28 protein-coding genes are annotated in these 26,411 nt (G+C 69.2%); 20 read left to right on the top strand and 8 right to left on the bottom strand.

Annotated features, from left to right (window positions below; translation table 11 throughout):
• Positions 1-327: 327 nt before the first annotated feature.
• The gene (locus tag OG747_RS52625; protein ID WP_405886480.1) at positions 328-1,548 is read right to left on the bottom strand and encodes a helix-turn-helix domain-containing protein; all 1,221 of its coding nucleotides are present in this window, start codon (positions 1,546-1,548) and stop codon (positions 328-330) included.
• A gap of 285 nt (positions 1,549-1,833) precedes the next feature.
• Here OG747_RS52625 and OG747_RS52620 point away from each other — a divergent pair, with 285 nt between their 5' ends.
• From OG747_RS52620 to OG747_RS52575, 10 genes are all read left to right on the top strand, one after another.
• Positions 1,834-2,391, top strand: coding sequence for a hypothetical protein (locus tag OG747_RS52620; protein WP_331765313.1), 558 nt, complete (start codon positions 1,834-1,836; stop codon positions 2,389-2,391).
• Positions 2,388-2,912 carry a dCTP deaminase domain-containing protein gene (locus tag OG747_RS52615; protein ID WP_331765312.1) on the top strand — a complete coding sequence of 175 codons (525 nt, stop codon included), beginning with the start codon at positions 2,388-2,390 and terminating at the stop codon, positions 2,910-2,912. Before OG747_RS52620 ends, OG747_RS52615 begins: the two co-directional genes overlap by 4 nt.
• A 36-nt stretch (positions 2,913-2,948) precedes the next feature.
• Positions 2,949-3,482 carry a dCTP deaminase domain-containing protein gene (locus OG747_RS52610; protein ID WP_331765311.1) on the top strand — a complete coding sequence of 178 codons (534 nt, stop codon included), beginning with the start codon at positions 2,949-2,951 and terminating at the stop codon, positions 3,480-3,482.
• On the top strand, positions 3,479-3,949 hold the full coding sequence (locus OG747_RS52605; protein WP_331765310.1) for a hypothetical protein: 471 nt from the start codon (positions 3,479-3,481) through the stop codon (positions 3,947-3,949). The genes OG747_RS52610 and OG747_RS52605 overlap by 4 nt, the downstream gene beginning before the upstream one ends.
• Positions 3,950-3,978: 29 nt before the next feature.
• Positions 3,979-4,887, top strand: a complete 909-nt coding sequence (locus OG747_RS52600; protein WP_331765309.1) for a class I SAM-dependent methyltransferase — start codon at positions 3,979-3,981, stop codon at positions 4,885-4,887.
• A 114-nt stretch (positions 4,888-5,001) separates the two neighbouring features.
• Positions 5,002-5,937, top strand: a complete 936-nt coding sequence (locus tag OG747_RS52595; protein ID WP_331765308.1) for a UTP--glucose-1-phosphate uridylyltransferase — start codon at positions 5,002-5,004, stop codon at positions 5,935-5,937.
• Between the two features lie 59 nt (positions 5,938-5,996).
• Positions 5,997-7,127, top strand: a complete 1,131-nt coding sequence (locus OG747_RS52590) for a hypothetical protein (RefSeq protein ID WP_331765307.1) — start codon at positions 5,997-5,999, stop codon at positions 7,125-7,127.
• A 51-nt stretch (positions 7,128-7,178) separates the two neighbouring features.
• Entirely contained in the window at positions 7,179-8,729 is a 1,551-nt protein-coding gene (locus OG747_RS52585; RefSeq protein WP_331765306.1) for a glycosyltransferase family 4 protein, read from the top strand.
• A gap of 39 nt (positions 8,730-8,768) precedes the next feature.
• Positions 8,769-9,449 carry an HAD-IA family hydrolase gene (locus OG747_RS52580; RefSeq protein ID WP_331765305.1) on the top strand — a complete coding sequence of 227 codons (681 nt, stop codon included), beginning with the start codon at positions 8,769-8,771 and terminating at the stop codon, positions 9,447-9,449.
• A gap of 419 nt (positions 9,450-9,868) precedes the next feature.
• Positions 9,869-10,111, top strand: a complete 243-nt coding sequence (locus tag OG747_RS52575; protein WP_331765304.1) for a hypothetical protein — start codon at positions 9,869-9,871, stop codon at positions 10,109-10,111.
• Positions 10,112-10,380: 269 nt separating this feature from the next.
• Here the strand turns inward: OG747_RS52575 and OG747_RS52570 are convergent, their stop codons facing one another.
• The 4 genes from OG747_RS52570 to OG747_RS52555 form a co-directional block, all read right to left on the bottom strand.
• A complete protein-coding gene (locus OG747_RS52570) occupies positions 10,381-11,730 on the bottom strand; it encodes an ISL3 family transposase (protein ID WP_331744418.1) in 1,350 nt (449 codons plus the stop codon).
• A 50-nt stretch (positions 11,731-11,780) separates the two neighbouring features.
• Positions 11,781-12,971: an IS110 family transposase gene (locus OG747_RS52565; protein ID WP_168500378.1), complete on the bottom strand. Its 1,191-nt coding sequence runs from the start codon at positions 12,969-12,971 to the stop codon at positions 11,781-11,783.
• Between the two features lie 337 nt (positions 12,972-13,308).
• Positions 13,309-13,743: an alpha-lytic protease prodomain-containing protein gene (locus OG747_RS52560; protein WP_331765303.1), complete on the bottom strand. Its 435-nt coding sequence runs from the start codon at positions 13,741-13,743 to the stop codon at positions 13,309-13,311.
• Positions 13,744-14,551: 808 nt separating this feature from the next.
• Positions 14,552-16,216: a serine/threonine protein kinase gene (locus OG747_RS52555; protein ID WP_405886476.1), complete on the bottom strand. Its 1,665-nt coding sequence runs from the start codon at positions 16,214-16,216 to the stop codon at positions 14,552-14,554.
• A 164-nt stretch (positions 16,217-16,380) separates the two neighbouring features.
• Here OG747_RS52555 and OG747_RS52550 point away from each other — a divergent pair, with 164 nt between their 5' ends.
• The 5 genes from OG747_RS52550 to tnpC all read left to right on the top strand — a co-directional run bounded on the left by OG747_RS52550 (position 16,381) and on the right by tnpC (position 20,216).
• Positions 16,381-16,719 (top strand): thioredoxin domain-containing protein, encoded by a 339-nt coding sequence (locus OG747_RS52550; protein ID WP_331765301.1) that lies wholly within the window; start codon positions 16,381-16,383, stop codon positions 16,717-16,719.
• A 47-nt stretch (positions 16,720-16,766) separates the two neighbouring features.
• Complete coding sequence (locus OG747_RS52545) at positions 16,767-17,018, top strand: hypothetical protein (protein WP_331765300.1); 252 nt, start codon at positions 16,767-16,769, stop codon at positions 17,016-17,018.
• A 29-nt stretch (positions 17,019-17,047) separates the two neighbouring features.
• On the top strand, positions 17,048-17,452 hold the full coding sequence (locus OG747_RS52540) for a hypothetical protein (protein WP_405886475.1): 405 nt from the start codon (positions 17,048-17,050) through the stop codon (positions 17,450-17,452).
• Complete coding sequence (locus OG747_RS52535; protein WP_331765299.1) at positions 17,413-18,231, top strand: hypothetical protein; 819 nt, start codon at positions 17,413-17,415, stop codon at positions 18,229-18,231. The genes OG747_RS52540 and OG747_RS52535 overlap by 40 nt, the downstream gene beginning before the upstream one ends.
• 536 nt (positions 18,232-18,767) lie before the next feature.
• Positions 18,768-20,216 (top strand): IS66 family transposase, encoded by a 1,449-nt coding sequence (gene tnpC / locus OG747_RS52530; RefSeq protein ID WP_331765298.1) that lies wholly within the window; start codon positions 18,768-18,770, stop codon positions 20,214-20,216.
• A 116-nt stretch (positions 20,217-20,332) separates the two neighbouring features.
• Here tnpC and OG747_RS52525 read toward each other — a convergent pair whose 3' ends face one another.
• From OG747_RS52525 to OG747_RS52515, 3 genes are all read right to left on the bottom strand, one after another.
• On the bottom strand, positions 20,333-20,716 hold the full coding sequence (locus tag OG747_RS52525) for a hypothetical protein (RefSeq protein WP_331765297.1): 384 nt from the start codon (positions 20,714-20,716) through the stop codon (positions 20,333-20,335).
• A gap of 67 nt (positions 20,717-20,783) precedes the next feature.
• Positions 20,784-20,909 carry a hypothetical protein gene (locus OG747_RS52520; RefSeq protein WP_331765296.1) on the bottom strand — a complete coding sequence of 42 codons (126 nt, stop codon included), beginning with the start codon at positions 20,907-20,909 and terminating at the stop codon, positions 20,784-20,786.
• A 332-nt stretch (positions 20,910-21,241) separates the two neighbouring features.
• Positions 21,242-22,441 (bottom strand): S53 family peptidase, encoded by a 1,200-nt coding sequence (locus tag OG747_RS52515; protein WP_331765295.1) that lies wholly within the window; start codon positions 22,439-22,441, stop codon positions 21,242-21,244.
• Between the two features lie 972 nt (positions 22,442-23,413).
• Here OG747_RS52515 and OG747_RS52510 point away from each other — a divergent pair.
• The 5 genes from OG747_RS52510 (at position 23,414) to OG747_RS52490 (ending at position 26,410) form a co-directional block, all read left to right on the top strand.
• Complete coding sequence (locus tag OG747_RS52510) at positions 23,414-24,325, top strand: DUF6192 family protein (RefSeq protein WP_331765294.1); 912 nt, start codon at positions 23,414-23,416, stop codon at positions 24,323-24,325.
• A gap of 2 nt (positions 24,326-24,327) precedes the next feature.
• Entirely contained in the window at positions 24,328-24,738 is a 411-nt protein-coding gene (locus OG747_RS52505) for a RacP protein (RefSeq protein ID WP_331765293.1), read from the top strand.
• Positions 24,739-24,811: 73 nt separating this feature from the next.
• Positions 24,812-25,672, top strand: coding sequence for an IS5 family transposase (locus tag OG747_RS52500; protein WP_405886559.1), 861 nt, complete (start codon positions 24,812-24,814; stop codon positions 25,670-25,672).
• Between the two features lie 120 nt (positions 25,673-25,792).
• Positions 25,793-26,107 (top strand): hypothetical protein, encoded by a 315-nt coding sequence (locus OG747_RS52495; protein WP_331765292.1) that lies wholly within the window; start codon positions 25,793-25,795, stop codon positions 26,105-26,107.
• Positions 26,108-26,164: 57 nt separating this feature from the next.
• Positions 26,165-26,410, top strand: a complete 246-nt coding sequence (locus tag OG747_RS52490) for a hypothetical protein (protein WP_331765291.1) — start codon at positions 26,165-26,167, stop codon at positions 26,408-26,410.
• Position 26,411: the final 1 nt, after the last annotated feature.

Below are 26,411 nucleotides of genomic sequence, written 5' to 3'. Positions count from 1 at the left end.
AGGTCATCCGTACGACAGGGGGCACACAGCCATACCGGGCCCGGGGGCCAGGCGCCCCATTGCGGGGCCACGGAAAAGGTAACGGGGGCGAAGGCAGCGGCAGACGTCCGGTCGGGGTCGCGGTGCGATAACCCCACCACACTCGAAGCGATCGCCGCGGCTCTTCCGCTCCCAAGAATTCTGACAACCGCCGTGCTCACGAGGCCAGTTCAGTCGACGTTCAACGTAGCCAAGGGCTCCGAGCAACGCTCCGCTGTCACGCAGGAACCACCGGACCCGCTGGCGCTTGGGCGGACGGGTAACGGCCCGGCGGACTACTGCACGTACTCAGCCAGACGTGACAGCCAGTGCGGCGTGCAGGTTCCTCGCTGATCCGGTTTCGCTGGCGATGGCCACCGCACGTGCAGCGAGATCGGTGGCGGCGTCTCGATCGCCACGAGCCGCATGGACGCGGGCGCTGACGGTCAGCACTTCGGCGAAACCACGGAAACTCGTGGCGGGCCAGGCCGCGAGGGCTTCGTGGAGGGCAGTCTGTCCGGTGCGGAGGAACGACGGCGTGGTCTGGCCGAGACGGACCATGGCGTGGCCGGTCCACTTGTTCAGCTCGGCGGCGCCGAGGTAGCCGATGTAGGTGGGCTTCTCACCGTCGTCGGCCCGGTCCAGCAGCTTCCAGGCGGCGCCCAGGTCGTTCTGGGCGGTGCGGGCGTTGCCGAGGCAGGCGTGGTGGTGGGCGCGGACGGCGTAGAGCCAGGACCGTACGGCTGGGTGGGCCTTGGTGCCGCCCAGGCGAAGGGCGCCGTCAGCGAGGGCGAGGGCGCGGCGGTAGTGCCCCTGGTCGGTGAGGATCCGGCTCATCTGTCCGATCAGGTTGACGCACGAGGAGAGATCGCCCGCCTGCCGGGCGTAGACGGCAGCATCGTGGTAGCGCATGGTTGCGTGCTCGGCCATGCCCAGGTCGTAGGTGAGGAAGCCTACGAACCCGCCGGTGTCGGCCGCGAGCGCTGCCACCTGCTGACGCTCGGCCGCAGTGGCCGCGTTGGCGTGCCAGACGAGGACCTGCTGGTGATGATCGAGGGCGGGGGCGTACACGGCGGAAGCCCCGCGTAGGTTGTCCAGGCGGCCGTGGGCGGCGCGCAGTGCGGTATGGGCGTCCATCAGGTCACGGCTGCCCGCGGCGGCGGTGCCCGCTGTGCCCAGGCCGGTGGCCAGGGCGGCGCCGGCGGCGCCCGCACCCTTGAGGAAATCTCTGCGCCACACGTTGTCCCATTCCCGCAGGAGACCGCCTTCGGCAGGGTCCGGGGCCGCTTCGGCTGTCTCCTCGCTCGAGCGCTGTCGTTGGGCTTCGGCCAAGGAGACCAGTCTGCCGCCTGCACCGAGGGCCTTGTCCAGACCCGTCGCGATCGGGAGCGTTGGCGATCTGCGCCCGTGTTCGAGATCGCTGATGATGCTTTTGCTGCACGAGGCGCGGCGCCCGAGTTCCCGGAGCGTCACCGTTCCCCGCAGCCGCCGAAGTTCGGCGGCGAAGGTCGTCTCGTCGGCTTCCGGCATCGCTACCTCCACGCCTTTGTGGTGATCCGGCTGTCCGCACGGTAGTGCGGACAGCATGTGCGCTGCGGTGACCAGCACACACCCACTCTCGGCGGCGCGGGTGGCCCGTGGACAGGCTGCGGACAAGTGCGGACAGCCGCACCCTGCCCGGGGGCGGCGGGCATGGCCACCATGGTTGGCACGGGCCCCGAGCGTAGGGGTGCGCTGCAGGCCGGCCAAGACAACGGCAGGGGCGCCTTCCGGGAGCCCTGTTCGATTTCCCGAGCTGTCGAGAGGAGCCCAGTCATGCCCAAAGTCGCGCTGTACGGCAGGCCCGGGGCCGGCAAGAGCACGCTGGCCGGTCTGCTCGCGGAGGAACTGGCCCTCGTCGGTGCGGATGTGCTGAGTCTGAAGGTGGGGGCGCCGTTGTACGAACTGCAGGCCGTCGTGCATGCGATGGCCGGACGGCCGCTGCTGGACGGCAGCGAGCAGGACGGCAAGCTGCTGAACGTTCTCGGCAGCCAGCTGCGGCGCATCAACCCGGCCGCGCTGACCGAGGCGTTCACCCAGCGCGTGCGGCAGGCCGAGCAGGGCCGGCCGCGGGCCGTGCTGGTCTGCGACGACCTGCGGGCCCCGGACGTGGAAGCGGTTACCGGCCTGGGGTTCATCCTGGTGGAAGTGACCGCACCCGATGCGGTCCGGCTGGCGCGCAAGCACGCGCGGGCCGATCTGTCCGCGGGCGACGAGCACCACCTCACCGAGGCGCCAATAGGGGCGGCGCCGTGGTGGCGGGTGGACAACACCGGTGGCCTCGACGACCTGCGCAAGCAGGCGGCCGAGCTGGCCGGGGAGGTGCTGCGGTGATCCTGACCGGATGCGAGATCGTGCGGCAGCGTGACCTGGGCGCCCTGACCATCGAACCGTTCAGCCTCGGACAGCTCAACCCGGTCTCCTACAACTACCGGCTCGGTCCGGTCCTGCGGACACATCGTGCCGAGGTGATCGACACGCATGGCGCGCATGAGTTGGAGGAGCACGCGATTCCGGACGGCGGCCTAGTCCTTGAGCCCGGACGGGTGTACCTGGGGACCACGGTGGAGGAGATCGGCAGCTCGGTGTTCGTGCCGTCGCTGATCGGCCGGTCCTCCCTCGGGCGGCTGGGCGTGTTCCTCCAGTACAGCGCCGACCTGGGCAATGTCGGGTCGTGCCACCGCTGGACGCTGGAGATCAAGGTCGTCCAGCCCACCCGCGTCTACGCGGGCATGACCGCCGGCCAGGTGACCTTCTGGTCCACCGTCGGCGCCGGCCTCGCCTACGCCGGGCGCTTCGGGCGGATCAGCGAGGCCACACTTCCGCCGCCGGGCCTGCTGGCCGCCGCCCGCTGAACCGCACCCATCCACCCCTGCTGGAGAGGAGCTGCCGTGATCCTGACCGGACCGGAGATCGCCCGCGAACATGAACGGGGCCGTCTTGTCCTGGACCCGTTCGACCCCGCACAGGTTCAGCCGAACTCCTACAACCTCGCGCTCGGGCCCACGTTGGCCTACTACACCGGCGAGGTGCTGGACACCCGCCGCGAGAATCCGTCCACGGTGGTGCCGATCCCCCCGGAGGGGTTCGTGCTGGAGCCGGACCGTATCTACCTGGGCTCCAGCGTCGAGGTTCTGGGCAGCAACCATCTGGTGCCGGTGATCCGCTCCCGTTCGGGGGCCGCGCGACTGGGCGTGTTCGTCCACGTCACCGCCGACCTGATCGACATCGGCTCCATCGGACAGTCGACATTCCAGCTTCACGCGGTCCAGTCAGTGCGGGTGCATGCGGGCGACCGGCTGGCCCAGGTGACGTTCTGGCGCCCCCAGGGCGAGATCACCCTGTATGACGGCAAGTACCAGGGGTCGCGGGGGCCGCAGCCCTCGCAGATCCACCGTGACACCGCCGTGGCGGCGGCCCGGTGACCGCACGCACGGTAGAGGACCCGTCGGCCGGCTGTCCCGATCCCGCCGTCCGCGCCCTGGTCGCCGCGGCGTTCACCGCGATCAGCAGCCGCTATGTACTGGCCCGCCACCAGATCGCGGCCGCGGTCCTGGACGCCGACGGCGGCATGCACCTCGGCCTGCATCTGGACGCCATGGTCGGCCGGGCCTCGGTCTGCGCCGAGGCGGGCGCCCTGTCCGCAGCCCGGCTCGCGACCGGCGCCGAGCTCGTGGCGGTGGCCGCCGTCCGCTACCCCAAAGCCACCGAAGAAGCCACGGCCCGCGTCGTCCCGCCGTGCGGGCTGTGCCGCGAACTCCTCCTCGACCACGCCCCCGGCCTTCGTGCCGTCGTACACGACGAAACCCAGCTCGTGCTGACACCGCTGAGCGGCCTGCTGCCGCACAAATACGTGGGCACCAAATGGCCCGCTGTCCTCACCCGCTCCTGATCAGCCCAGCCCCGACAAGGAGATGCCCGATGACGACCGACTTCCGCACCCCTGCCCTGGACGCCCTGGCGAAGAAGATCATCCCCGGAGAGCACTTCGAGTTCTCCGCCGAGACCGCCCGGGACCGCTTCTTCAACGACAGCCGCATGCTCGTCGTCAAGCAGTGGGTCCACAACGTGTTCCGGACCAACCCGACGTCGATGCTCGAGCACATGCTCGGCAACCTCGCCCTCACCGGCACCGAGGACCTCCTCGACCTCGGATGCGGCAACGGCTTCATCCTGGAAGGCCTGCGCCCCCACCTCGCCGGCGGCTCGATCACCGGACTCGACATCGCCCCGGCCGTCCTGGACGCCGCCCGGCAGCGGCTGCACGGCACCGCCACCTTGTGCACATGGATCGAAGGCAGCGCCGACGACCTTTCGCGGCTCGGCGACGACAGCTTCAACCGCGTCATGGCCAACTACATGATCCACTACGTGCCGGACCTCGACCGCTGCTTCACCGAGGTCCGCCGCGTGATGCGCCCCGGCGGCATCTTCCAGCTCACCACCGACCGCACCGACAGCATGCTGGAGATGTACGACGTCCACTTCACCGCCCTGACCGCGATGGATGCGCCGCAGGACCTGTTCAAGGCCAGCCCGAAGGGGCGGCTGTCGCTGGCCAACGGCGCCGGCCTGCTCGGCGAGCACTTCGAGCAAGTGGACACCGTGACGTGGCAGGACCAGCTGCGCTTCACCGACCCCGACCCGTTCATGCGCTTCTACGAGGTCGGCCACAACCACTGCTGCGCCTCCTCCGAGCCCGACGAACGCCTGAACGACGGCTTCTTCCGAGAACTGCGCGACCGCGTCCGCGCCCAGGTCACCGAGGCGATCACCACCAACGGGTACTTCGCGGTGACCAAATACACCGGCTCCTTCCTGTGCCGGTGATCCCTTCAGGAGAGCAGATAAACGGCTGCCGTCCGGAGGCGGCCCGGAGCGTTGGTAGCGTCAGAGGATGCCGGGCCGGCCGGCCCGGTGTGCCGCTCGACCGAGAGAGACCTGATGCCCCCGACGATCCGCAGGGCTGTGATCCCCGCCGCCGGACTCGGCTCCCGCCTCCTGCCCCTGACCAAGGCCACCCCGAAGGAAATGCTGCCCGTCGGCGACAAGCCGGTGATCGAGCACACCGTGCGCGAACTCGTGGCATCCGGCATCACGGACATCACCATCGTCGTCTCCGGCGGCAAGGCGCTGATCCAGGAACACTTCCGCCCCAACCCCGCCCTGGTCGAGCAGCTGCGCGCCGACGGCAAGACCGCCTACGCGGACGCTGTGGAGGAGGTAGCCGAGCTGGCCCGCAAGGGCCACATCACCTACCTCGACCAGCACGGCCCCTACGGCAACGGCACGCCGGTACTGAACGCGGCCCGCAACTTCGGCGACGAGCCCATGCTCGTGCTCTGGCCCGACGACGTGTTCGTGGCCGAGGTACCCCGCGCCCAGCAGCTGATCCGCGCGTATGAGGCGACCAGCTGCCCGGTGCTGGCCCTGATGCCCATGGACGCCGCCGACTCCCAGCGCTACGGCGTACCCGTGGTCAAGGAGGACCTGGACGACGGCCTGCTGCGCATCACCGGTCTGGTCGAAAAGCCCAAGCCGGCCGACGCGCCCTCCGCGTATGCGGCCATCGGCGGCTACGTCATCACTCCCGGCATCATCGACGAACTGCGCGAGCAGACCAGGCGCTGGTACGACCACCGTGAAGGCGAGGTCTACCTGACCGACGCCATCAACGCCTACGCCGCCAGCCGCGCGGTGTACGGGCAGGTCATCCAGGGCCGCTGGTACGACACCGGAAACCCGGCCGACTACCTCGTCGCGCAGTTCGCCTCGGCCCTGACCCACCCGGAGTACGGGCCCGTCCTGCGCCGTCTCGCCCGCGAGCTCGGCGACGGCCAGAACCCTGCATCCGGCACGGAGAGCACCACCACGACCTGATCCGCCGCTCCCTTCGGGCCGCCCGGCCACGGCGAGCGGCCGGCCCCGAGGGAGCACCCGTGGCACCCCAACCTGTCTACGAACCCGTCATCGACCAGCACGACACCTGGCTGGCAGTCAATCCCGTCCAGGGCTGCCCCAAGGGCTGCACCTACTGCTATCTGCAGGACCTGGGCCTCACCCGCGCCAAGCCCGCCGTCCTCGCCACGCCCGAGGACACGCTCGATCAGCTCCTCGCCCACCGCTACTACCACCCCGAACTGGTCCTGGCGCTCTACACCTGCACCGACGCCCTGGCCACCCCCGTCACCCGCGCGCACCTGACCGCTCTGCTCGACGTCCTGGGAGCCTCCGCCGTCCGCAACCCGGTCTGCCTGATCACCAAATGCGCGATCCCGGACGACGTCGTCACCTGCATCACCCGCAACCGGGAAGCCGGGCTGCCGATCCTCGTCTACCTCAGCTACTCCGGCCTCGGCCCGGACATCGAGCAGGGCATCGACCACACCGCACTGCGCGCGAACTTTCCCCGCCTGCACGCCGCGGGCATCCCCGTCATCCACTACTGGCGGCCCGCCCTCCCGCAGAACAGCACCCCGGACGTCATCGAACACGTCATGGACTGGGCCGCCCGGTACGCCGCGTGCACCGTCGCGGTCGGCACGAAGGTCAAGCCTACCGCCCTCGACCAGATCACCGGCCTGTGGCCGGAGCTCGCCGATCCGCACCTGGACCCGCAGGCCGCCGACTCCGTCTGGCCCCGCACGTCCTGGGACTGGCTCCACCACCTGCCCGACCGCTACGCCAGCCACCCCGTCTTCCAGACCAACAGCTGCGCCCTCGCCTACGTCCTCGCAGGCGCCGACCGCGCCGGCGTCCTGGACACCCCGACGTGCCTGACCGCCAACCGCTGTCCCGCCGCCCAGCGCGACCGCTGCCGCAACGCCGTCACCGGGCAGCGCCCGGTGACCGAAACGGACGTCGACCAGCACCTGGCGAAGATCGGGTACTCCGGGCTGCCCTACACCCTCAACCCCCGCACCCGCACCGTGGTTCTCGGCCAGCCGGTCCCGCTGCGCGACCGGCACAACCTCGCCCAGGTCCTCGCCGTCACCGTCCGCTCCCCCCAGGACCCCGACGAGCGTTACTGGCCCGGCCGCCTGTCCGGCGGTCAGCCGCTGATCATCTGACCGCCGGCCGACCGCCCGCACACCCCACTCCTCAGCGATTCAGGGACCGCCATGCCTCCCAACACCATGGACACCGCCGTACTGTTCTGGCCCCGCGGCGGCAGCGCCCAGGTCATCCGCTACCTCCTGCGCGAACTGAACAGCCGCTCCTGGACCACCCGCCTACACGCCGGAACCCTCGGGAACCCCAGCGACCCTTCCCACGCCCCCACCTTCTACCGGGGCCTTGACCTGCACCCCTACGACCACAACGACGCCTTCGCGGCGTTCACCCGTGGCGAGGACCCTCAGCGCGCCACCTGGCCCTTCCACCCCTCCTACGAGGACCGTGGAAACTGCCCCGACCCGCTCTTCAGCGCCGTGCCGCCCGCACACGCCGACCACCTCACGCGCGCCTGGACCCGGCACCTCGCCGCCCACCGCAGCCCCCACACCGGACTGCTGCATCTCCATCACCTCAGCCACCTCCAGACCAGCGCCCGCGCCGCCTACCCCGGCACCCCCCGCGTCACCACCCTCCACGGCACCGAACTCAAACTCATCGACGCCATGGCCCAGCGCATCCGCCTCACCGAACGCGCCGGCTCCTCCCCCGAGGTACTCGCCCACCTCCTCCACAGCGACAACCCGCACCGCACCACCGAGGCCCTGCGCCTGGCCAAGACCGCCGGTCTCGACGACGACGATGCCAACCTGCTCACCGCAACCGCCTGGCAGAAGTGGCCCCACTCCGCCTACTGGCTCACCCGCCTCCGCCAGGCCGCCGCCCACGCCGGGCAGCTGGTCGTCGTCTCCGACCACGACCAGCACCTCGCCACACGCCTGCTCCACCTCCACGACGCGCCGCCCGTCATCCCCAACGGCGTCGACACCTACACCTTCCGGCCCCAGCACCTCGACGCAGCCCAACGCAGGGAACACCTGCGCCACTGGCTCGTCACCGACCCCCGCGGCTGGGCCCCCGGCGGCACCCCGGGCACCATCCGCTACACCGAGACCGACCTGCGCCGCCTCCATACCCCCGACGGACACCTGCGCCCGCTGCTGCTGTGGACCGGCCGCTTCCTCGACTTCAAACGCGTCCCCGTGCTGCTGCGGGCCTTCGCCGCCGCCCGCACCCGCCTCGACCCCGCCCCCGTCCTGCTGATGTGGGGCGGCTACCCCGGAGAGTACGAAGGCGACCACCCCGCCGAACTCGCCGCCGAACTCGGCATCCAGCAGGACGTCTTCTTCATCGGCTGGCGCGGCCACGACGAGCTCCCCACCGGACTGAACACCGCCGACCTCATGGTCGCCCCGGCCGTCAACGAGCCCTTCGGCATGGTCTACCTCGAAGCGATGGCGTGCGGCACTCCGCCCATCGCCACCGCCACCGGCGGCCCCGCCCGCACCATCACGGCAACCGGCCCCCACGCCACCGGCTGGCTCGTTGCCCCCGACGACGCAGATGACCTCGCCAACACCCTGGTCACGGCCATTCTCGACACCCCCGGCCGGCAGCGCCGCGGCGCTGCCGGCCGCGCCCACGTCCAGGCCGCCTACAGCTGGACCCGCACCGCTGACCGCTACCTCACCCTCTACGACCACGCCCGCTCGCACTGACCCCCCGCCCACACCACCGCTTCACACCGAGGGAGTCCCATGCCTGCCCGCATTGACGGTCTGCTGCTCGACATGAACGGCCTCTTCCGGCACTGGCACGACATCGGCGCCCGGAGAAGCGAACACCTCGCCCACCTGCCCGAGGGCACAATCGCCCGCTACGCCTACGAACACCCCGCCTACCGCCTCGCCCGCGTCGGAGTCCTCACTGACCAGCAGTGGGCCGAAGACGTCGCCGATCGCCTCGCCACCGACTTCGGACCGCATGTGCGCCACGCCCTCAGCCCCTGGCGCACCGACCGCGGCGAACCCGACCCAGTGATGACCAACTTGCTCACCGAGATACGCCAGCACCTCCCTGTGGGCGTCCTGTCCAACTCCACCGACGCCCTTCGCGCCGACCTCCAGTACCACGGCATCACGTTCGACCACGTCTTCGCCTCCGCGGACCTCGGCGTCGACAAACCCTCCCCCCACGCCTACCGCAGTGCTGCCGAACACATGGGCATCCCCACCCACGGCTTGGCCTATTTCGACGACGAACCGACCTTTGTCCAAGCCGCACGATCCACAGGAATGCAGGCCCACCTGTTCACCACAGCAGCGGAATTCGCCGCGCGCCTCCGCGAACTCGGCCTCCCCCTGTCCACCCGTCAGGGGAAGGGCGCGCCCGCTCACGCCACCCCCGGCCAGGATCCCTCCGCGTCCCCGCCGCGGTGATCGTGTACTTCGTCCGGCGCGTTGCTCGCGGCGGCGTCGGCTGCCCGGTCCGCGCTTGCCCAGTAGGCTCGCAGGTTCTCGCAGGTTCTCGCAGGCCTGAGCCGCCGCCGCGCGGTCGCGCAGATGCTCCTGCCACAGGTGGTCGTCGGGTCGCAGGACCTGCCCTCGAGCGGGTGCCCGCCCATAAGCGCAGGCTGTGTAGATCTCCCGGGGCGTCGGAGCATCCCTCCAGGAGTCGAGGTGCAAGGACGCAAGGAATGCCCCCATTCGCTCTCGCGCAGGATCGGTCGATAGGCCGCGGGCGGCGGTCACGTCCGTGGACGTGACCGCCCCACCCTGGACAGCCCGCCCTGTCACGAGGCTGGCTGGCTATCGGCCGGCCCCGGCCTTGTGGCGAGCACCCAGTCAGCCACGTTCGCGTGTACCTAGCTGGGGAGAAAACCCCGTACTCCGACACCTGGTGGCGGATCATCCGCATGCTGACGGAGCGGCACCATTGGAGCTGGATGGATGTCCGCCGACGGTTCACCACGCCCGTTGGGCGCTGGAAGCCGATCACGGGCGGACAGGTCGAACTGCGGAAGATCGCCGCGATCCCGGTCACCCGGTATCGCTACCGCAGCACCGCGATCCCCAACCTCTGGATCCCTGAACACGCTTGACGACAGGAACCGTGGAGAGCCCGTTACGGAGAGATTCGTACGGCGGGTTCGGCAAGAGGTCCGGGGAAACGGACCGGGAGCAATCCCGACATCGCGCCCCGGGCCTACTCATCTCCTATCTTGATGCGTGGGTCGGACGGGCCAGTCGTAAGGTCCAGAGATCCAGAGACGCCGGGTATGGCTTTTGAGCGGTTGCACTCGATGGTTCCGCGCACCTGGCCGCCCGGTGTCTCACGACGACTCGGCCGCTGATTAGGGGGTCTTCGAATTTAGTGGGGGTGCGCCTCCCGTCGGCTCCGCCGAGTGGTTGCACAGCGTGAGCGCAGGCGTTGGTTCTCTCGGTTCCTGAAGCCGAAGGCGTTGCGCGCTTCGAGCTTGATGAGGCGGTTGTTGCCTTCGGAGGCGGCGTTGGTGATCCCGGTGGTCAGGTAGGTCTCGATGCCGTCCCACCACTGCTCGACGGTCTCGGCAAGGGTGACGAGTTCGGGCAGGTGGGCGTGGTCGGCGACGTGGGAGAGGAAGCGGTGGCGGGCGGCGGAGATCGCGGAGCGGTCGGGGGCGTGGTGGGTGCGGCTGACGGCCAGGTGGAGGAGGTCGCGCAGCAGTTCCTTGGCCTGCCAGGCCGCGTAGATCTGCCGGCCGTAGGTGCCCATGTGGTCCAACTCGGCCTTGAGTAGAGCGAGTTGGTCCTCGCTGAGGTCCTCTTTGTTGCGGCGCAGGAGTTTGCGGACGGTGTAGATGCCGTCGCCCTTGCGGGCTCGGCGGCCGTGTTGCTTCCAGGTGAGGCGTCGGCGCAGGTCGGCGAGGTGGCGCTGGGCGAGTTGCACGATGTGGAAGCAGTCCACGACCACGGTCGCGTGCGGCAGGGCACGCTGGACGGCGGCGCGGAAGGTGGAGCACAGGTCGATGGCGACGTAGCGGACCTGCTCGCGCCAGGTCGCGGGCTGGGAGGTGAGCCAGTCAGCGACCGACGCCGCGTTGCGGCCCTCGACCTGGCCGAACAGGCCGCGTCCGCCGATCGCGTCGACGAAGCCGATGTGCCAGGCGTCCGCGAGGAGTTCCCACTTCCCGCTGGCCGGGTTCTGCTTCCACGCCGGCTTGCCCCGCCGGGTCTCGTCGATCCCGATCGCCGAGGTCGCGGGCGGGGTCTCGGGCAGGGCTTTCGCAGCGTAGTTCTCGAAGCAGTGCTGCACGATCGGCCAGCTCAGGTGCAGGTCGCGGCCGGCCTGCACGACGGTGCGAGAGCCGTCGCAGACCGCGGCCCCCGCCGCCCGGCGCAGGGTTGTGGTGGTGCGCATCCCGGCGGGGACCGCGCGGATCGCCTCGGTGAACGAGCCGCGTGGGCAGGCGGGTTCGGTGCAGCGCCAGCGCGCTTTGCGCCACCGGATACTCACCGGGCGCCCACCACAGGGCAGGTGCCTGGGTCGGGTGGTGCGGTAATCCTTCAGCCGGGTGGCGAAGACCCCGCACGAGGGGCAGGCCCGGGCGGAGTCCTCGGCCGTGACGACGTACACCGTCGAACCACCCGATCCATCGTCCTTGACCTTGATCACACTCACCCCCTCCAGCCCCAGAAGTCGCGTGGCCGCCTCGTTGGTCCCGGTATCGTCGATGTTCAAGCCCGTGGGGTTTCATGATCGGTTGCGTAGAGAACTTCCCAATGACGTTGTCAAGCCGTTGCCGTGACTGGTGGTGTGGCTTGGTAGCACGCTCCGTCGCGGATCATGGCCCACAGGACGTTGGCCCGGCGGCGGGCGAGTGCCAGCAGCGCCTGCTTGTGCCCCTTGCCCTCGGCCCGCTTGCGCTCATAGAACTGTTTCGAGGCGGGACAGTTCCGCAGGCTGGCGAAGGCCGAGAGGTAGAAGGCGCGGAGCAGGCCGCGGTGGTAGCGGCGTGGGCGGTGGAGGTTGCCGCTGACGCGTCCGGAGTCGCGGGGGACGGGTGCGAGGCCGGCGTAGCCGGCCAGGCGGTCGGCGGTGCCGAAGGTGTCCATGTCGCCGCCGGTCGCAGCGAGGAACTCCGCGCTCAGCATGGTGCCCATGCCAGGCAGGCTCTGGATCACCTCGGCGTGCGGGTGCTCGCGAAACCGGGCCTCGATAAGGGCTTCGAGCTCGGTGATCTCCTCGTCAAGGGCCATCACCCCCTTCGCCAGACGGGCCACCATGGTGGCCGCGAGTTTCTCGCCGGGCAGTGCGGTGAACTGGGCCTCGGCGGCCTCCACGACGGTCCGGGCCAGGGCCGCGCTGTTGCGGACCTTGCGGTTCTTCAGCCACGCCGCGATCCGGGAGGCACCGGCGCGACGGATCGCGGCCGGGGCCTGGTAGCCGGTCAACAACAGGACCGGCCCCTTCTTCGTCAGGTCCAACGAGCGTTCCAACGCAGGGAAGATTTCCAGGAGTTGGGCGCGCAGTCGGTTGATCTGCCGGGTCCGGTCGCAGACCAGATCGGTGCGGCGGGTAACCAGAGTGCGCAGGTCGACCGATATCTCGTCGCCGGGCCGCAGGACACCGAGGTCGGTGCGCATGCGGGCCTGGTCGGCGATGACGAAGGCGTCCTTCGCGTCGGTCTTGGCCTGGCCGCGGTAGCCGGCCGAGGCGCGGTGGATGGCCAGGCCGGTGATGTAGGTGATGTGCTGGTCGTGGCTGACCAGCAGACCGAGCAGGAGCGCGGCCCCGCCGTGGTTGATGTCCACCGCCCACAGCACATCCCGCGACAGCTCCAGTACGTCAGCGATGAGCTGGAGCAGTTCAGCCTCGTTGTTCAGGATCCGACGCGACAGCAGTCTCTTGCCTTGGGCGTCGATCACCACGCAGTGGTGATGTTCCTTGCCGATGTCCACTCCGGCCCAGATCTCGGGCACAGCCCCTCCGTCAGCTCGTCGTACACCAACCCAGCAGACGACCTCGCCGACGTTGTCCTACAAAGCGATCGCGTCGCGTCTCCCAATTAGCGGTCGAGTCGTCGCGGGGTTTCGGGCGGCCAAGTTCTCTGAGCCATCCAGCGGCGACTCCATGACAGCCATACCCGGAACCCCTGGGCCCCGCCGATCTTACGAATGACCAGCTCAGACCCACATCAAGAAAGGTAGGACAACCATGATCACGAAGACCCGCGGGCTCCTTGCGTCCGGGGTACCGCCACCCCAACTACCTCACGCAGAGTGACCGGCGAGCCCGCCCGTCACCGCCGCACCCCCATCAAGTTCGAAGACCCGTTATGTCGACCGCGTCTCCGTATCCAGAGACGGCGTTTTCGATTCGGGACCTGTCGGCGGTGGAAACCCCGTCGTAGATCTGTACGTCCACCCGGTTGGTGCTCTGATCGACGCTCCAGGCAGTGTTGGGAATGCCTGTCAGCTGATCCAGTTCTTCTTTGGCAGAGTCGAGGTCTGACGTGCTGTAGGGGACGACCTCCGCTACCGCGCCGGCGCTTCGCACGGTTTCCGCCGCGGCCTCGTCGGTGACCGCCACGACGACTCGTCCGTTGCGGTAGTAGACGCCGGCTGTGCGCTCGTTGCCTAACTGGCCTGCTATGGCTGACGCCTTGACTGGATCGGTGAGCGGTGGCGGCGCCGCTTGGGCGACAGTCGTGGTGGTCAGTGCGAGCGCTCCGCCGATCGACGCAGCGATCAACCCCCGGTACGCGTGACGTCTTCGCATCTATGGCCTCACATTCTCGGAGAATGCACCTTGATCGACATGCTTTAGGTGAAACTGGCAACGCAAAATGACCAATAGGTGAACCAGACATGACAAACTCGGCCTTGGCGGCAGGTTGACCTGAAAACGCGGTGTACGGCCAAAAGAAGCCCCAGATGGTGAGGCTCAGCGTGATGCTCGCCGGTGGATGGCGGTGGTGGCGTTGCGTCTCATCTCCGGCGACGGGTGTAGTAGGCGCCGCCGGCGCGAGTGGGGCAGTGGTCCCGGGCCTGAGTGGCAGTTGGCCGGCCTCGGACGCGGCGGTGACCTTCGCTTCGGTCAGTTCGCCGTCGCCGACGGTGCTGCATCCCAATGGCCGCAGCGCGGCATGCCCGTACTGCCGCGTCCGGCATTCTGGAGGACCGCGCCCTTGGGCCAGTCAGGACTGCCGCACCGCCATTTGTCATGCATGGCTCAGACACAGGCACTCAGGAGGTGTCCTGACGGCGTGTTGCCGGACCAGTACCTGCGGGAACATCGAAGTCGCGGCTTGATGCGGTCACTGGCACGGCGGGAGGTGTACCAGTGTCCCGATCACCAGGACTGTGCGGGGTGGTGACCCACACGCGTCCCTGGTCGTCGGGCCGGTTGACGAGCCGCCCGAGCGGGTGCGGCATGCCCGGTAGTTCCAATCCGGGATGCCGATCTGGTAGACGCCGGCCTGCGTCTTGTCGAAAGCATCCCGGGGGGCTGATGTGCAGGAGCTTGTTCGGGGCGAGCGGGACGGCTGAGCAGGGCTCGGTCAGGCGCCGACATGTTCGGTGAGGCAGACATACTTCGGGGATTCCTGGTCGCCGAGGCTGCTGTAGTCCAGAACGGCGGGGTAGGTCAGGCGGGTTCCGGGGTACAGGGGTGTGCAGTCCTGCTCGGTGTCGTAGAAGACGATCGCGTCCCCCAGTGCATCCCGGGTGCCGGAGGGGTCCACCAGGTCGGCGCCGCACTGGTAGCCGGGGGCGTTCATCAGCAGCACAGCGTCGCGAGATGTGTCGCTGGCACTACCGGTCCAGGCGACGCAGTAGAAAACACTGGGGTCTCCGCCGGTGGGCGGTTCGGAGATGATGTTCACCCTCTGCAGGGCGGTCGGGCCACCGCACAGGCTGTTGATGTCCTTGACGTAGTACGGGGATCGGACGGTGCAGATGTCCTTCTTGGACTCGCAGGTCGCCGGGCCCGTGGGCAGCTTGTAGGTGGCCGGTAGGCAGGTGGCGGACACGGTCGCCGCCGGGGTCTTCTTTTCTTGCCCGGCTTCCGCTTTGCCTGCTGCCCGGGAGGCTGTGACCGCTTCCGGGGAGGTGGTCACCGATGCGCTTGGGGAGGCCGTGGCGGAGGCCGTCGTGCCCGCCCCGGCCCGTGTGCTGCCCCTCTGCCCGTCCTGGTTCTGATCTGCGATCAGGTAGGTGCTGACGGCGGCCACGGCGAACCCGGTGACGGCGGCCGCGGCAATGAGCCCTGTGCGGCGGCGGGCGAACCGGCGCCGGGCCAGAGTCCAGGCCCGGTCGTCCTCGGCAGCGGGCAGACCCTCCCACCCGGCCGCCACCAGGTCACCCGCCAGAGTCGGCGCCTCGGCCCCCGGCTGCAGGACGTGGGTGGCCTGGGCGGCCAGCAGCACCGTGCACTGCCCGGCCAGCGCGGTGGCCGTGGGCCGCTCTTCCGGTGTTTTGGTCAGTGCGGACGTCACCAGGGTCAGGAGGTCGTCGGGGATCCCGGCAAGGTCGGGGTCGCCGGACATCACCCGGGCCGCGACCGCGTCCGGTGCACCGGTGCCGAACGGCAGCCGTCCGGTGGCGGCGTAGGCGATCAGTGCTCCCCAGGCGAAGACGTCCCCGGCCGAACCTGTAGCGCCGGTGCGGTAGCCCTCGGGGCTGATCCAGCCCGCGGTGCCGGTCATCACGCCGGTCCGGGTCACCGAGGTGCCGTCCAGGGCGTGGGCGATGCCGAAGTCCAGCACACGCGGTCCGTCCGGTGCCAGGATGACGTTCCCCGGCTTCACATCGCGGTGCACCACCCCGGCTGCGTGGACGGCCGCCAGCGCGGCCGCGGTGCCGACCGCCAGCGCGTACAGCCGGGCCCCGGACAGCGGGCCGTGCGCGGCGATGTGCTCGCCGAGCGTGAGGCCGGGCACGTACGGGGTGGCCAGCCAGGGAACATCCGCGCCGGGGTCCGCGGCGAGCAGTGCCACCAGGCAGGGCCCCGTGACCCGCCGGGACACCTCGACTTCCCGCTTGAACCGGGCCCGGAACTCCTCGTCGCCGGCCTGCGCCGGGTGGACGACCTTGACCGCCACCCGCCGCCCGCCGGGATCCAGGGCCGCATGGACCGTTCCCATACCGCCCGAACCCAGTCGGCCGATGAGCCGGTACGGGCCGATCCGGCCCGGATCACCAGGCCGCGCAGGATGAACACGCATGGACTACAACGCCCCCCACAGGCCGAACACCCCAACCGCGCCGGTCGGAACCGCAACTCTCTCACGCGCCCATCGGTCAGCCAGACGACCGACCGGACTCAGCCTGGCGCACCGCGCGGGGGAAGATGGGGATGGAATGACGGAACGCGAGGTCTGGAGCTTCCATGGCGAAGCGGGTTCACCAACCCCGTGAGGACGCGGAGTTCGATTTCATCCTCGGGATGAGCGGAGTCCCGGTCCTCGCATACTTCACCGGGACATGGCCCAAGGCAATCGAGCCCTGCCGGGCGATGGACCTCGTCGTGGGTGACATCGCAGACGAGTACACGGGCCGCCTGACGGCCGTCCGCACCGACATGACGCGCTGTCCGTCCGCGACCAAGCGATACGGGATCACCGGAGCCCCGTCCTACGTCCTGCTGAAGGAGGGAGAGGTGGTGGCGCACGGCACGGGGCCTATGACCATCGCCGAGGTACGGGAGTTCCTGGGCGGCCACCTCTGAGCGGTCGCCGCGGCAGTGCGGCCGCCACGTCCGTCACGCAAGCCGTAGTGCGCGGGTTGCGGGCGTCGGTGGTGGAGCAGGCGCGCGCGGCCGGGCTCACGGTGGAGTACATCGACGAGCGGCCGGACGACTCGGCGATGTGGAGGCGCTTCTACCGGCTGTGGCAGCCCCATGGAGCGGAGCTGCGCCGGGAGCTCGGTGACGACCAGGCGGCGCGGGAGGCCGGGCTGGTCCTGCCCCGGTTGGCGACGCGCGAGGCCTTGGCCGTGACGCTGAGGAGGCCTTCGGGTGGCGGATAGGGTCACCGGGGTCAGGGCTCGCGAGGTGGATGGGGTGTCGGGTGGCTCGGGTTGCGGTGCTCTCCGCAGGGTCGTGGGGGACGACGATGGCGAAGGTGTTCGCCGACGCCAGCGGCGACGTCACGATCCACGCCAGACGGCCTGAGGTCGTCGCCGAGATCAACGTCCGGCACCAGAACGCCCGGTACCTGCCCGACGTCGTCTTGCCCGGCCGGCTCCGCGCGACAGTAGACCCGGTCGAGGCGCTCGCCGGGGCCCGGCACGTGGCTTCTCTCGGGGTGGACCGTCACGGGAGTTTGGCAGGCACGATGACCGTCCAGCTCAGCAGGGTGTGTCTGTGGCTGCTGGGTGCGCGACAGATGTCGCAGACTGAGGCGGTGTCACAATCCTCGACATGGAGAAGGATCCGCGCGGGACGCATTTCATCGGGATAGGGCACAAGGCCGTGTCGTGGGCGGTCGCAGAACTCATACGGGGAGTGCAGGCCGATGAGCTTGCAAAGCTGAAGGTGGGATCGGGCGAGCATTTGGCCGCGCTGCTGGCGACCGCGTTCCTCGGGACCGCCCCGACGTCGGTCGACACCGATGGAGGCCCAGACCTGGTGTTCGACGTGACGACATCGAACTTCACCGGTCTCGCCCTCAGGGACCTGGTAGGGCGGATTGATGTTCAGTTTGCGGACTTCGAGGTGAAGTCACTACCGGGAACCTATCGGCAGTTCGAAGCGGAGTTTGATAAGGCGACCGCCGCGGGGGTCGAGCCGAGGGAGACCTGGCATTGGTCAACCTTCGTAGCGGCCAACGACGTGGTCCGCGCCGCCGGCGGAATGATCGAGAATGCGAGCAAGCAGCTTGCGCGGAAGTCAGCCTCGGATCGTGCACGGGGTGTCTTCCTCATCGCGCATTTTTTTGATCACCCGTTCGTCGAGGTTTTGGAGCCGGTCATCGCGCACCACCTTGAGGCGCCCGATCTCCCTGAGGGCGTGGACAGCGTGTGGATGCTCTTCGCGCCGTACAGCCTCGTTGTCTGGTCGGCCGACCTCGGACGGTGGACGGAATTGATCTTTGGGGTAGGCGACCCCAGCACGGGGGTGTTTGAGGTCGACGGGGACATGGCGCTGCTGCAGCACTTCGAGGCCGCATACCTGGAGCAGGCCGGGGCGTTGACGCCGTCACCCTTCTTCTACAAGCTCACGACCCATGTAGAGGAGTAGGGAGACCGCTAAGTCGCCGACGGCTCCGTTGCGGGCTACCGACGAAATGCGGTTCGCGGGGTGACGGAATGAGGCGGCCACAAGCGGCGGATACTGAAGCGTTTCGTGCGGTGGACGTACCCCACATCACCGACTTCGTCAGCAGGAGCGAACATGAAGCGGTATCCGAACTCCCTACCTCCCGTCGACCACAGGGTTTCCTTGACGAAGCCTCCACGTCCGGGACCGGCGATCGTCCTGTCAGGCATCGCAGAGCAGCACGGCTGGAGGGCCAGCGATCACTGGCACTACGAACCGGGCTCGTATGCGAACCCCGTGTTCATGCTGTTGCTTACCCATCCCGATCGAAAGCTCCGCTTGGAATATGCGGTGGAGTGGAAGCGTCGCCAGCCGACGTTCGACCTCGGCTGGTGGAGCCGAGGAAAGGTCGTGCAGTGCCCCCCGGCCTGGCCAAGGATCGGTGACTGTTTTGGACCGCGTATGGGCTGCAGTGATGCGGTGCCAGGCGGTTCTTGACGGTCGGGTAGGTTGATCTTGTGTCCTCCGCCCCGCCGCCGCCCTCGTACGAGGAGCTTGCCGCGCTGGTAGTGGAGTTGAAGCTGTTGGTGTCCGCCCAGGCGGCGACGATCGCGGAGCTGACCGCGAGGAACGCCGAGCAGGCGGAGCGGATCGCGGAGCTGGAGCGGCAGGTCTCATCGGACTCGCACAACTCCTCCAAGCCGCCGTCCAGTGACGGGCTGCGCAAGAGGCCCGCGCCGAAGTCGCTGCGGCAGCGTTCGGGCCGTAAGCCGGGTCGGGCCAAGGGCGATCCGGGCGGCCGACTGGAGCAGGTCGCCGATCCCGACGTGATACTCGATCACCATCCGGCCGCCTGCGGCGGCTGCGGGAATGACCTGGCCGGTGCGGTGAGCACGGGCTATCGGGCCCGGCAGGTCTTCGATCTGCCCAAGATCGCACCGGAGGTCACCGAGCACCGGCTGCACCGGGCGGTCTGCGGCTGCGGGCACACCACCTCGGCCACAGCACCGGAGCACGTACCGGCCGCGACCGTGTACGGGACGGGAGTGCGGGCTGCGGTCTGCTACCTGTCGGCCTACCAGCACCTTCCTGCCAAGCGCCTGGCCGAGGCGATGGACAGCCTGTTCGGCCTGCCCCTGTCCACCGGCACCGTCCTGTCCGTCCTGGCCCGCGCCCACGACGGGCTGGCCGGCTTCGAGGAGCAGGTCAAGGAGCATCTGACCGCCGCCCCGGTCGCACACGCCGATGAGTCGGGGGTGCGGGTGGCGGGGAAACTGCACTGGCTGCACGTGATGTGCACCCACCTGGTCACCTTCTACGGCATCCACACCCAGCGCGGCCGTATCGCGATGAACGACCTCGGCGTGCTGCCCGCCTTCACCGGCACCCTGGTCACCGACGCCCTGGCCTCCTACACGATCTACGGCAACAGCAAGGCCCTGTGCGGTGCGCACGTCCTGCGCGAACTGATCGCCGTCACCGAGGACACCCGTCGTGACCCCACCTGGGCGACCACGATGATCCAGGTCCTCATCGAGGCCAAGACCACGGTCGCCGACGCGGTCACGGCCGGACAGGACGCTCTGGCCGCCGATGTACTGGCCGGCTTCCAAGACCGCTACCGGCACGCGGCGTTGTGCGGGATCGCAGCCAACCCGTACTCCGGCACCGGACCGAGAGCCAAGGCCAGAGCCCTGGCCGAGCGGCTGCACGACCGCACCGAGGAGTACCAGCGGTACATGACCGACTTCAGTGTCCCGTTCGACAACAACCAGGCCGAGCGCGACCTCAGAATGATCAAGACGCAACAGAAGGTCTCCGGCTCCTGGCGGACCCCGACCGGAGCGAGGCGTTTCGCCCGGATCCGCTCCTACATCTCCACCGTGCGCAAGCACGGCGTCAACCCCCTGACCGCCCTACGCGACCTCTTCGCCGGACGGCCATGGATGTTGCCCACAACCAGCTGAAACCCCTAAACAGTTACAAGGATCGGACGCCTGTCAGACAAGGCGATACGGCGTTGCAATGGGTGATCAGCACGAACAGGGGCTAATTAGTCATCCTTCCCTCGATGCCGGCCGCGCTACGGGCGCCGGTCGGCTGGTGCCGACGGGCAGGCAACCGTCGGGAACGCCGCTGTGTGCCCGCCGGCGGTGAACGTGATCGCGGCGGGGGCGCTGGCCCAGAAGGGAGAGACGTCGATGAGGTGGTCGCCGTGCTCACTGACGAGGATGCGCAGCCACACCTCCGTGCTGGTGATGCTGGCGCGGTACGCGGTCACGTCCCACGGCTCGGTTGTGAACCCGCAGGTATCAGCGCGGGCGATCACGGTGTCCGGGGCGTCGGCCGTGGACATGCGCAGGACGGTGCCGTCGTAGACGAGCCGGATCCCGTCCTGCTCAAGGTCTCGTCGCCGTGGGGCCTGACGGACGAGTTCGTGCAGGTCCCGGATCTTCAGCTGAGCCACAGCATCGTCCTCTCCCCGAATGCGCCGTCGAGTCGCCGGAAGTCAGCAGATCGATCGTCGGTTCCGCTCATGAGGGTCCCAGGCCGAAACGCCAGTACTTGGTGAAGCGCTCCAGCGTCAGCTCGGCGTCGAGTTCGTCGTTCCACACCCCTTCGAGCCACAGCGGGACGGTGTCCAGGCGCTCGCAGACCACGACGCTCTCGGGCTGAGAAGCTGTGTCTGAGGCCTACATGACAAGTTCGCCCAGAGCCTTGCTGTGGCGAAGCAGTGGGGCCGTACTGGAAGCTGACGGCACCCCGGGCAAGGAGTTTGGGAACTCCTTGAAACCCGTTCCAGGCATAGCCGTCATTCCGGACTGGGCATCCGTTCCCGGAGGCGTTGCCACGACGCTCTTCCGAACGGTGCCGTCAGCAACCCCGGCAAGCCTCACCGCTCTGAACTGCGTAAAGAGGATGTGAAAAAGCTGCCGGGCCGCGGGCGGGAAGCCGCCTGCGGCCCGGCAGTTGGTACGAGAGGTGCGGCGGATCAGAAGGCGCCGGTGCCGTTCGGGGTGCCGAGGCCGGTGGGGCCGTCCCAGCCGACGCGGGCGTTGCACCACTGGGTGGTCGGGCAGCTGCCGTTGCTGCCGGAGGTCACGTCGTAGAGCGACGTCGCGTGTGTGTAGGGGTAGTTGTTGTCGATCGAGCCGGTGTTGCCGGCCAGCCCGTAGACCGAGGCGATGATCGGGGACGACACGCTGGTGCCGCCGAAGACCAGCCAGCCGGACAGGCCCTGGTACGCGGTGCTGTCGTAGACGGCCACGCCGGTGGCGGGGTCGGCGACCGCGGAGACGTCCGCCTCGGCGCGGTTGGCGCAGCCGGTGCCGAAGGAGGCGGCGCCGCTGAGCGCGGCGTTGTACGCGGAGCAGCCGCTGCCGGCGCCGCTCCACGCGGTCTCGGCCCAGCCGCGGCTGCTGGTCGAGGTGGTGAGGTGGGTGCCGCCGACGGCGGTGACGTAGTGCGAGGAGGCCGGGTAGCTCGCGCCGTAACCGCTGTCACCGGAGCTGGCGGTCACCGCGATGCCCGGGTGGTTGTAGTACGAGCCGTAGGTGGCGTCGGAGGCGTCGGAGCCGCCGTAGCTGTTGCTGATCGCCACCACGCCGGAGGTGGCCGCCGCACGGTTCACCGCGGCGCCCAGATTGGCGAAGGACGAGGAGCTGGCCTCCACCAGGAGGATGTGGCAGTTGGGGCAGATCGCGGAGACCATGTCGACGTCGAGCGAGATCTCCTGGGCCCAGCCGCCGTTGCTGCGGGGGTATTTGGTGCCGCCGTTCTGGTCGATCTTCTTGAAGCAGCCGTTGGCCGTGGTGCAGGCCGGCAGCCCGAACTGGCTGCGGTAGACGCCCAGGTCGGCCTCGGCGGTCGGGTCGTCGTACGCGTCGACGATCGCGACCGTCCGGCCCGAACCGGCCGTGCTGGACGGCAGGTTGTACGCGGACTGCAGACTGGAGGGTCCGTAGCCGGAGGGCGTGGCGTTCGGGGCGACCGACTTCAGGGGGGTGAGGTCGGTGCGGACGATGGCCTTGCACGCCGCGAACCCGGCCTTGGCGGTGGCGCAGGAGTGGGCCGGCGCCTTGACGCTCGGCGTGCCCGCGGCGTGGGAGGCCACGGCGGGGCCGAGGACCGTGAGCGGGATCGCCGCCAGGGCTGCGGTCACGATAGTCAACAGCCTTGCGCGCAGCTGCATATGGGTCTCCTTGGGTTGTGGAGATCAGCGACGGCGCAAGCGTGCTGGAACAGCAGCCGAACGGAAAGCCATGTAATGTTAAAGGCGGGATTCGTTCATGATTCCTGCCTGCGTGAATGGTGATTCGGAGTGCGAAACTCTGACATGCGCATGGGGGGTTTGGGTAGCCGGATCCCAGGGTAACTGCCCGCTGCCGTGCTGGTGACGCGGGGTCAGTTCTGCCGCAGTGCCAGCATCGGGACCGGGATGCTGTACGCGGTCGCGCCCGCTCCGATGCCGCCCTCGCAGGTGTTGGGCGGGTCGGTGGTCACGGGGATTGAGGAACATCCGTGTCAGATCGTGCGCTAAGTGCCTGTGTCAGGTCCTTGCGTGACAAGTCGAGTGGTCTGTTGATGCAGTTCAGGGGCTCGTCGCTTCGGGTGGATCTGCCCGACGCGACGGCTGGGCCGCGGGTACCGCCCGCCGTACGGTGGTCGTATGGGCAGGGACGGGGTGCCCCGGTTGCGTCTGGTCGTCGTCGCGGTTGACGGGGGCGGGCCAAGGCTGTGCCGGGGGTGCGGTGGGCCGTTGATGCCGTCGGCGAAGCCGACGGCGGTGTTCTGTGAGGCGGCCTGCCGCTCCAGGCACTGGCGGCGGATGCGTCGGGCGAGGGCTCGGACCGAGGTGGTGAAGGCCGGCGTGACGGTCACGTGTCCGCAGTGCGGGGTGTCCTGGACGGTCGGGATCGACCGTTTGGTCTCGACGGTCTACTGCTCTCCCGCCTGCCGCAAACGGGCCTGGCATGCGCGGCGCGCGCGGTCGGGCGGGGTGTGAGCCTGCGCGTCTGGTGGAGGCGGGGCTGCTTCGGGCGCCTGGGCCGTACGCCCTTCTCTGCTGGGCGAGTCGGTCGGATGGTGCGAAGTGGCGGGTTTCCAGGGCGAGTTGACGGCACGTGAGGGTCTTGTCCCCGGGGCTCGTGGGGGTGGTGTCCGGATGACCGGGATGGTCGGCAGTGTGACCCGGCAGCGCTACGACGAGCTGGTCAAGCTGGGGCGGGACTGGGTCTCCGAGATGAGCAGCGTCCAGTGGCAGCTCGGGGACGCAGGCATGGAGATCGAGCCGATGCGCTCCTACGGGGGTACGAACCCGTCGGGGAGCGAGGAGTTGTTCACGGTCAGCGAGGCGATCCGGATGTTCGCCGAGGACGTCGGCCTGGCGTATTCGACGGTCCGGGACTACCGGTGGGTGGCCTCGCGCTGGCCGAAGGAACACCGGCGGGCGGACGTCTCCCACACCATCCACAAGATCCTTGCTTCCATCCCCGACGAGCGGGAACGGTTCGAGGCGGTGGACAACCCCCCGTCCAGTCCGCGCGGCGGGCCCGCGCGCTGGACGCACGACAGTGCGAAACGGATCGTCGGCTGGAAGGTCGATACCCCGGAGAGCGTCCAGGAGAAGGTGGACGCGATTCACGACCTGGCCGCGGACGACCAGGTGGCCGCGCGGGTGGCCACCGACTTCCTGCGCCGCCCGGCGGTCGCCTCGAAGGCCATGGCCGACGGCACGGCCAGGCACGCCGTGAACGAGGCGCAGTTCGACCAGTTCCGCCAGCAGGTCCAGTACGGGCAGGAGGAAGCCGCCCCGCAGCTGGACCAGCTACGGCGCATGGAGCACAACACGCAGTTCATGGACCTGGTCGCGGTCTGCACGCAGTTCACCGTCACCGCCGGCAGGATCGTGCCGAACCTGCGGGGTGAGCCCTACGACGACGCCGAACGCGAGACGATCCTGCGGGGCCTTGCGCGGGTGCGGGCGTCGGCGGACTGGATCGAGAACGCAGTCACCCGCGGCGAGGTCGATCTGGACGAGCAGCTTCAGAAGCTGCTGAAGGGCTCGGGCGAGTAGCGATGGGGCGGGGCGTTCCCGCTCACGTCCACGCCGAAGCCGTCCTGTCCGCCCTGCTGGAGGCCCGTCCCGCCGGCCTGAGCGTCGTCCAGCTGGTGGCGGCCACCGAGCGCACTCGCGCGCAGGTCCACACCGGGCTCGCGCACCTGCGCCAGGTCGCCGCCGCGAAGGGGCTCCCGCCGGTGACCTGGGACAAGACGTGGGGCTACCGGATGCTGGACGATGCGCCGGAGGTCTGGATCGGCTACGAGCGGGCGTTTTTCGAGTCCGTCCACCACCGGGTGGAGAACTTCATCGCCGGGATCCTCCTGCCGCACCAGAAGAAGAAGCCCGACGACCCCTACATCCGCACGGTCATGGCGCAGATGGGCGCGATCGAGTCCACCTTGCAGCTCCTGTCCAACCTGGAGTGAACCCCCGGAAAGGCGCCGGGCCGCGACCGCCCCGCAGTTGGCCCCTCTTCAGGCCGCGGCCCGGCACCCCGTCATGCCGCTGCCCCGCTACCGCTACCCCTCCGACACCAGCGACCTCGAATGGGCCCTCCTGGAACAGCTCCTGCCCACCCCCGCCTGCCAGACCCCGAAAGGCGGGGCCCCGGAGAAGTGGCCCCGCCGCCGCGTGGTCGACTCGATCAGGTACATCACGGACAACGGTGCGAAGTGGAGGGCGCTGCCCGCAGACTTCGGCATCCCCTGGCGCACAGTGTTCGGGTATTTCGCCCGCTGGGCCAAGGCCGGAGTCCTGCGCCACATCCTCGACCAGCTCCGCCGGCGATTGCGGCTGCGCCGCCGGCGGTGTCCCTGGCCGGTCCGGGTGATCGTGGACTCGCAGTCCGTCAAAGGTGCGGAGACCGTGTCGAAGGCGACGCGCGGCTATGACGCGAACAAACACATAAATGGGCGGAAACGGCACCTCCTGGTTGATCAGGACGGCCTGCTCGTCGACCTGCTCGTCACGCCCGCCGACGTCCAGGACCGGGACGCGGCGCGCGTCCTGCTGGCCCGCCTTCACGCCGAGCACCCCGAAATCGTCCTGGTCTGGGCGGACAACGGTTACGGCGGAGACGAGTTCAGCACCTGGGCCCAGACCGCCCTCGGCATCACCGTCAAGGTCGTCTCCCGGCCCAAGGACGCCAAGGGCTTCGTCCTGTTGCCCAAGCGCTGGGTGGTCGAGCGGTCGAATTCGTGGACGATGCGGGCCCGCCGCAACGCGCGGGACTACGAACGCCTCATGTCCCACGCCGAAGCCCACGTCCAGTGGGCCTTCATCACCCTCATGACCCGCCGCCTCACCCGACGAAACCGCCGAACCGACGCGGTCCCAACTCCCCTCGCCGCAGCCGCCTGACGATCCCTCCGGCTGCCGTTCGGTTCGGCGTCCATCGACGCTCAACCGAACGGCAAACCCGATCACCACCCAGCTCCAGGAGACCGTGACCTGCGGAAAGAGGATGTGACACAGGCACTGATGGGTCAGGTAGCAGCGGCTCTCGTCCTCCAACTTCCCGCCCGGCCCGTACTTCCCGTACAGGTGCCCGAGGCGTTCACGGTTGGCCTCGGCGAAGGCCTCCAACTGCCGTACGTAGCCGTCCTGCTGCTCGGCACCCACGCACTTCAGGACGACCGTGAGGATCTCCTCCGACAGGTCGAGGTCGTAGCCGGTGTAGCCGGTCAGGGACACGAAGATCCGCTCGGCTGCCTCGCGTACCCGGTGCACCTGCTCCTCCCCCACGGCGTCGACCGCCATGGGCGAGCGGCGCGGTGGCGGGCTCGATACGGCTAGCGGCGATTTCGGTGCGGCGGCTGTCGCGCGGGCCTGGCGGACGGTGCGGTCGGCGATGTGGGTGAGCCTGCTCGTCACCGCCTGGACGGCACCGAGCCAGCCCTCACCGAACTCGTCGCTGCTGCCGGCGGGTACCTGCGTGTCCTCGGCTACTTCGGCATGGGCGCCTTCTACGGCACCGGCCTCGATCACCGCCAGGAGGTGCTGCACCTCCCCCGGCCTCGCGCCGGCTGCTTCAAGGAGATCGGACACGCGACGCCGGGCGCTCGCAGCTGCCTCTGCGTGCACGACGATCGGCGGTAAC

It is taken from the genome of Streptomyces sp. NBC_01384, assembly GCF_045040035.1.
Taxonomy (GTDB): Bacteria; Actinomycetota; Actinomycetes; order Streptomycetales; family Streptomycetaceae; genus Streptomyces.
Note: the sequence above shows the minus strand (reverse complement) of the source record. Positions and strands in the feature narration are given on the sequence as shown.

Bases quoted from the DNA above. Each gene is read 5' to 3' on its own strand.
- OG747_RS52585 (WP_331765306.1), top strand. From the start codon at position 7,179: ATGCCTCCCAACACCATGGACACCGCCGTACTGTTCTGGCCCCGCGGC.
- OG747_RS52505 (WP_331765293.1), top strand. From the start codon at position 24,328: ATGGGGCGGGGCGTTCCCGCTCACGTCCACGCCGAAGCCGTCCTGTCC.
- OG747_RS52535 (WP_331765299.1), top strand. From the start codon at position 17,413: ATGGAGAAGGATCCGCGCGGGACGCATTTCATCGGGATAGGGCACAAG.
- OG747_RS52500 (WP_405886559.1), top strand. From the start codon at position 24,812: ATGCCGCTGCCCCGCTACCGCTACCCCTCCGACACCAGCGACCTCGAA.
- OG747_RS52540 (WP_405886475.1), top strand. From the start codon at position 17,048: ATGGGGTGTCGGGTGGCTCGGGTTGCGGTGCTCTCCGCAGGGTCGTGG.
- OG747_RS52515 (WP_331765295.1), bottom strand. From the start codon at position 22,441: ATGCAGCTGCGCGCAAGGCTGTTGACTATCGTGACCGCAGCCCTGGCG.
- OG747_RS52510 (WP_331765294.1), top strand. From the start codon at position 23,414: ATGACCGGGATGGTCGGCAGTGTGACCCGGCAGCGCTACGACGAGCTG.
- OG747_RS52625 (WP_405886480.1), bottom strand. From the start codon at position 1,548: ATGCCGGAAGCCGACGAGACGACCTTCGCCGCCGAACTTCGGCGGCTG.
- OG747_RS52600 (WP_331765309.1), top strand. From the start codon at position 3,979: ATGACGACCGACTTCCGCACCCCTGCCCTGGACGCCCTGGCGAAGAAG.
- OG747_RS52620 (WP_331765313.1), top strand. From the start codon at position 1,834: ATGCCCAAAGTCGCGCTGTACGGCAGGCCCGGGGCCGGCAAGAGCACG.
- OG747_RS52595 (WP_331765308.1), top strand. From the start codon at position 5,002: ATGCCCCCGACGATCCGCAGGGCTGTGATCCCCGCCGCCGGACTCGGC.
- OG747_RS52580 (WP_331765305.1), top strand. From the start codon at position 8,769: ATGCCTGCCCGCATTGACGGTCTGCTGCTCGACATGAACGGCCTCTTC.
- OG747_RS52555 (WP_405886476.1), bottom strand. From the start codon at position 16,216: ATGCGTGTTCATCCTGCGCGGCCTGGTGATCCGGGCCGGATCGGCCCG.
- OG747_RS52550 (WP_331765301.1), top strand. From the start codon at position 16,381: ATGGCGAAGCGGGTTCACCAACCCCGTGAGGACGCGGAGTTCGATTTC.
- OG747_RS52495 (WP_331765292.1), top strand. From the start codon at position 25,793: ATGGGTCAGGTAGCAGCGGCTCTCGTCCTCCAACTTCCCGCCCGGCCC.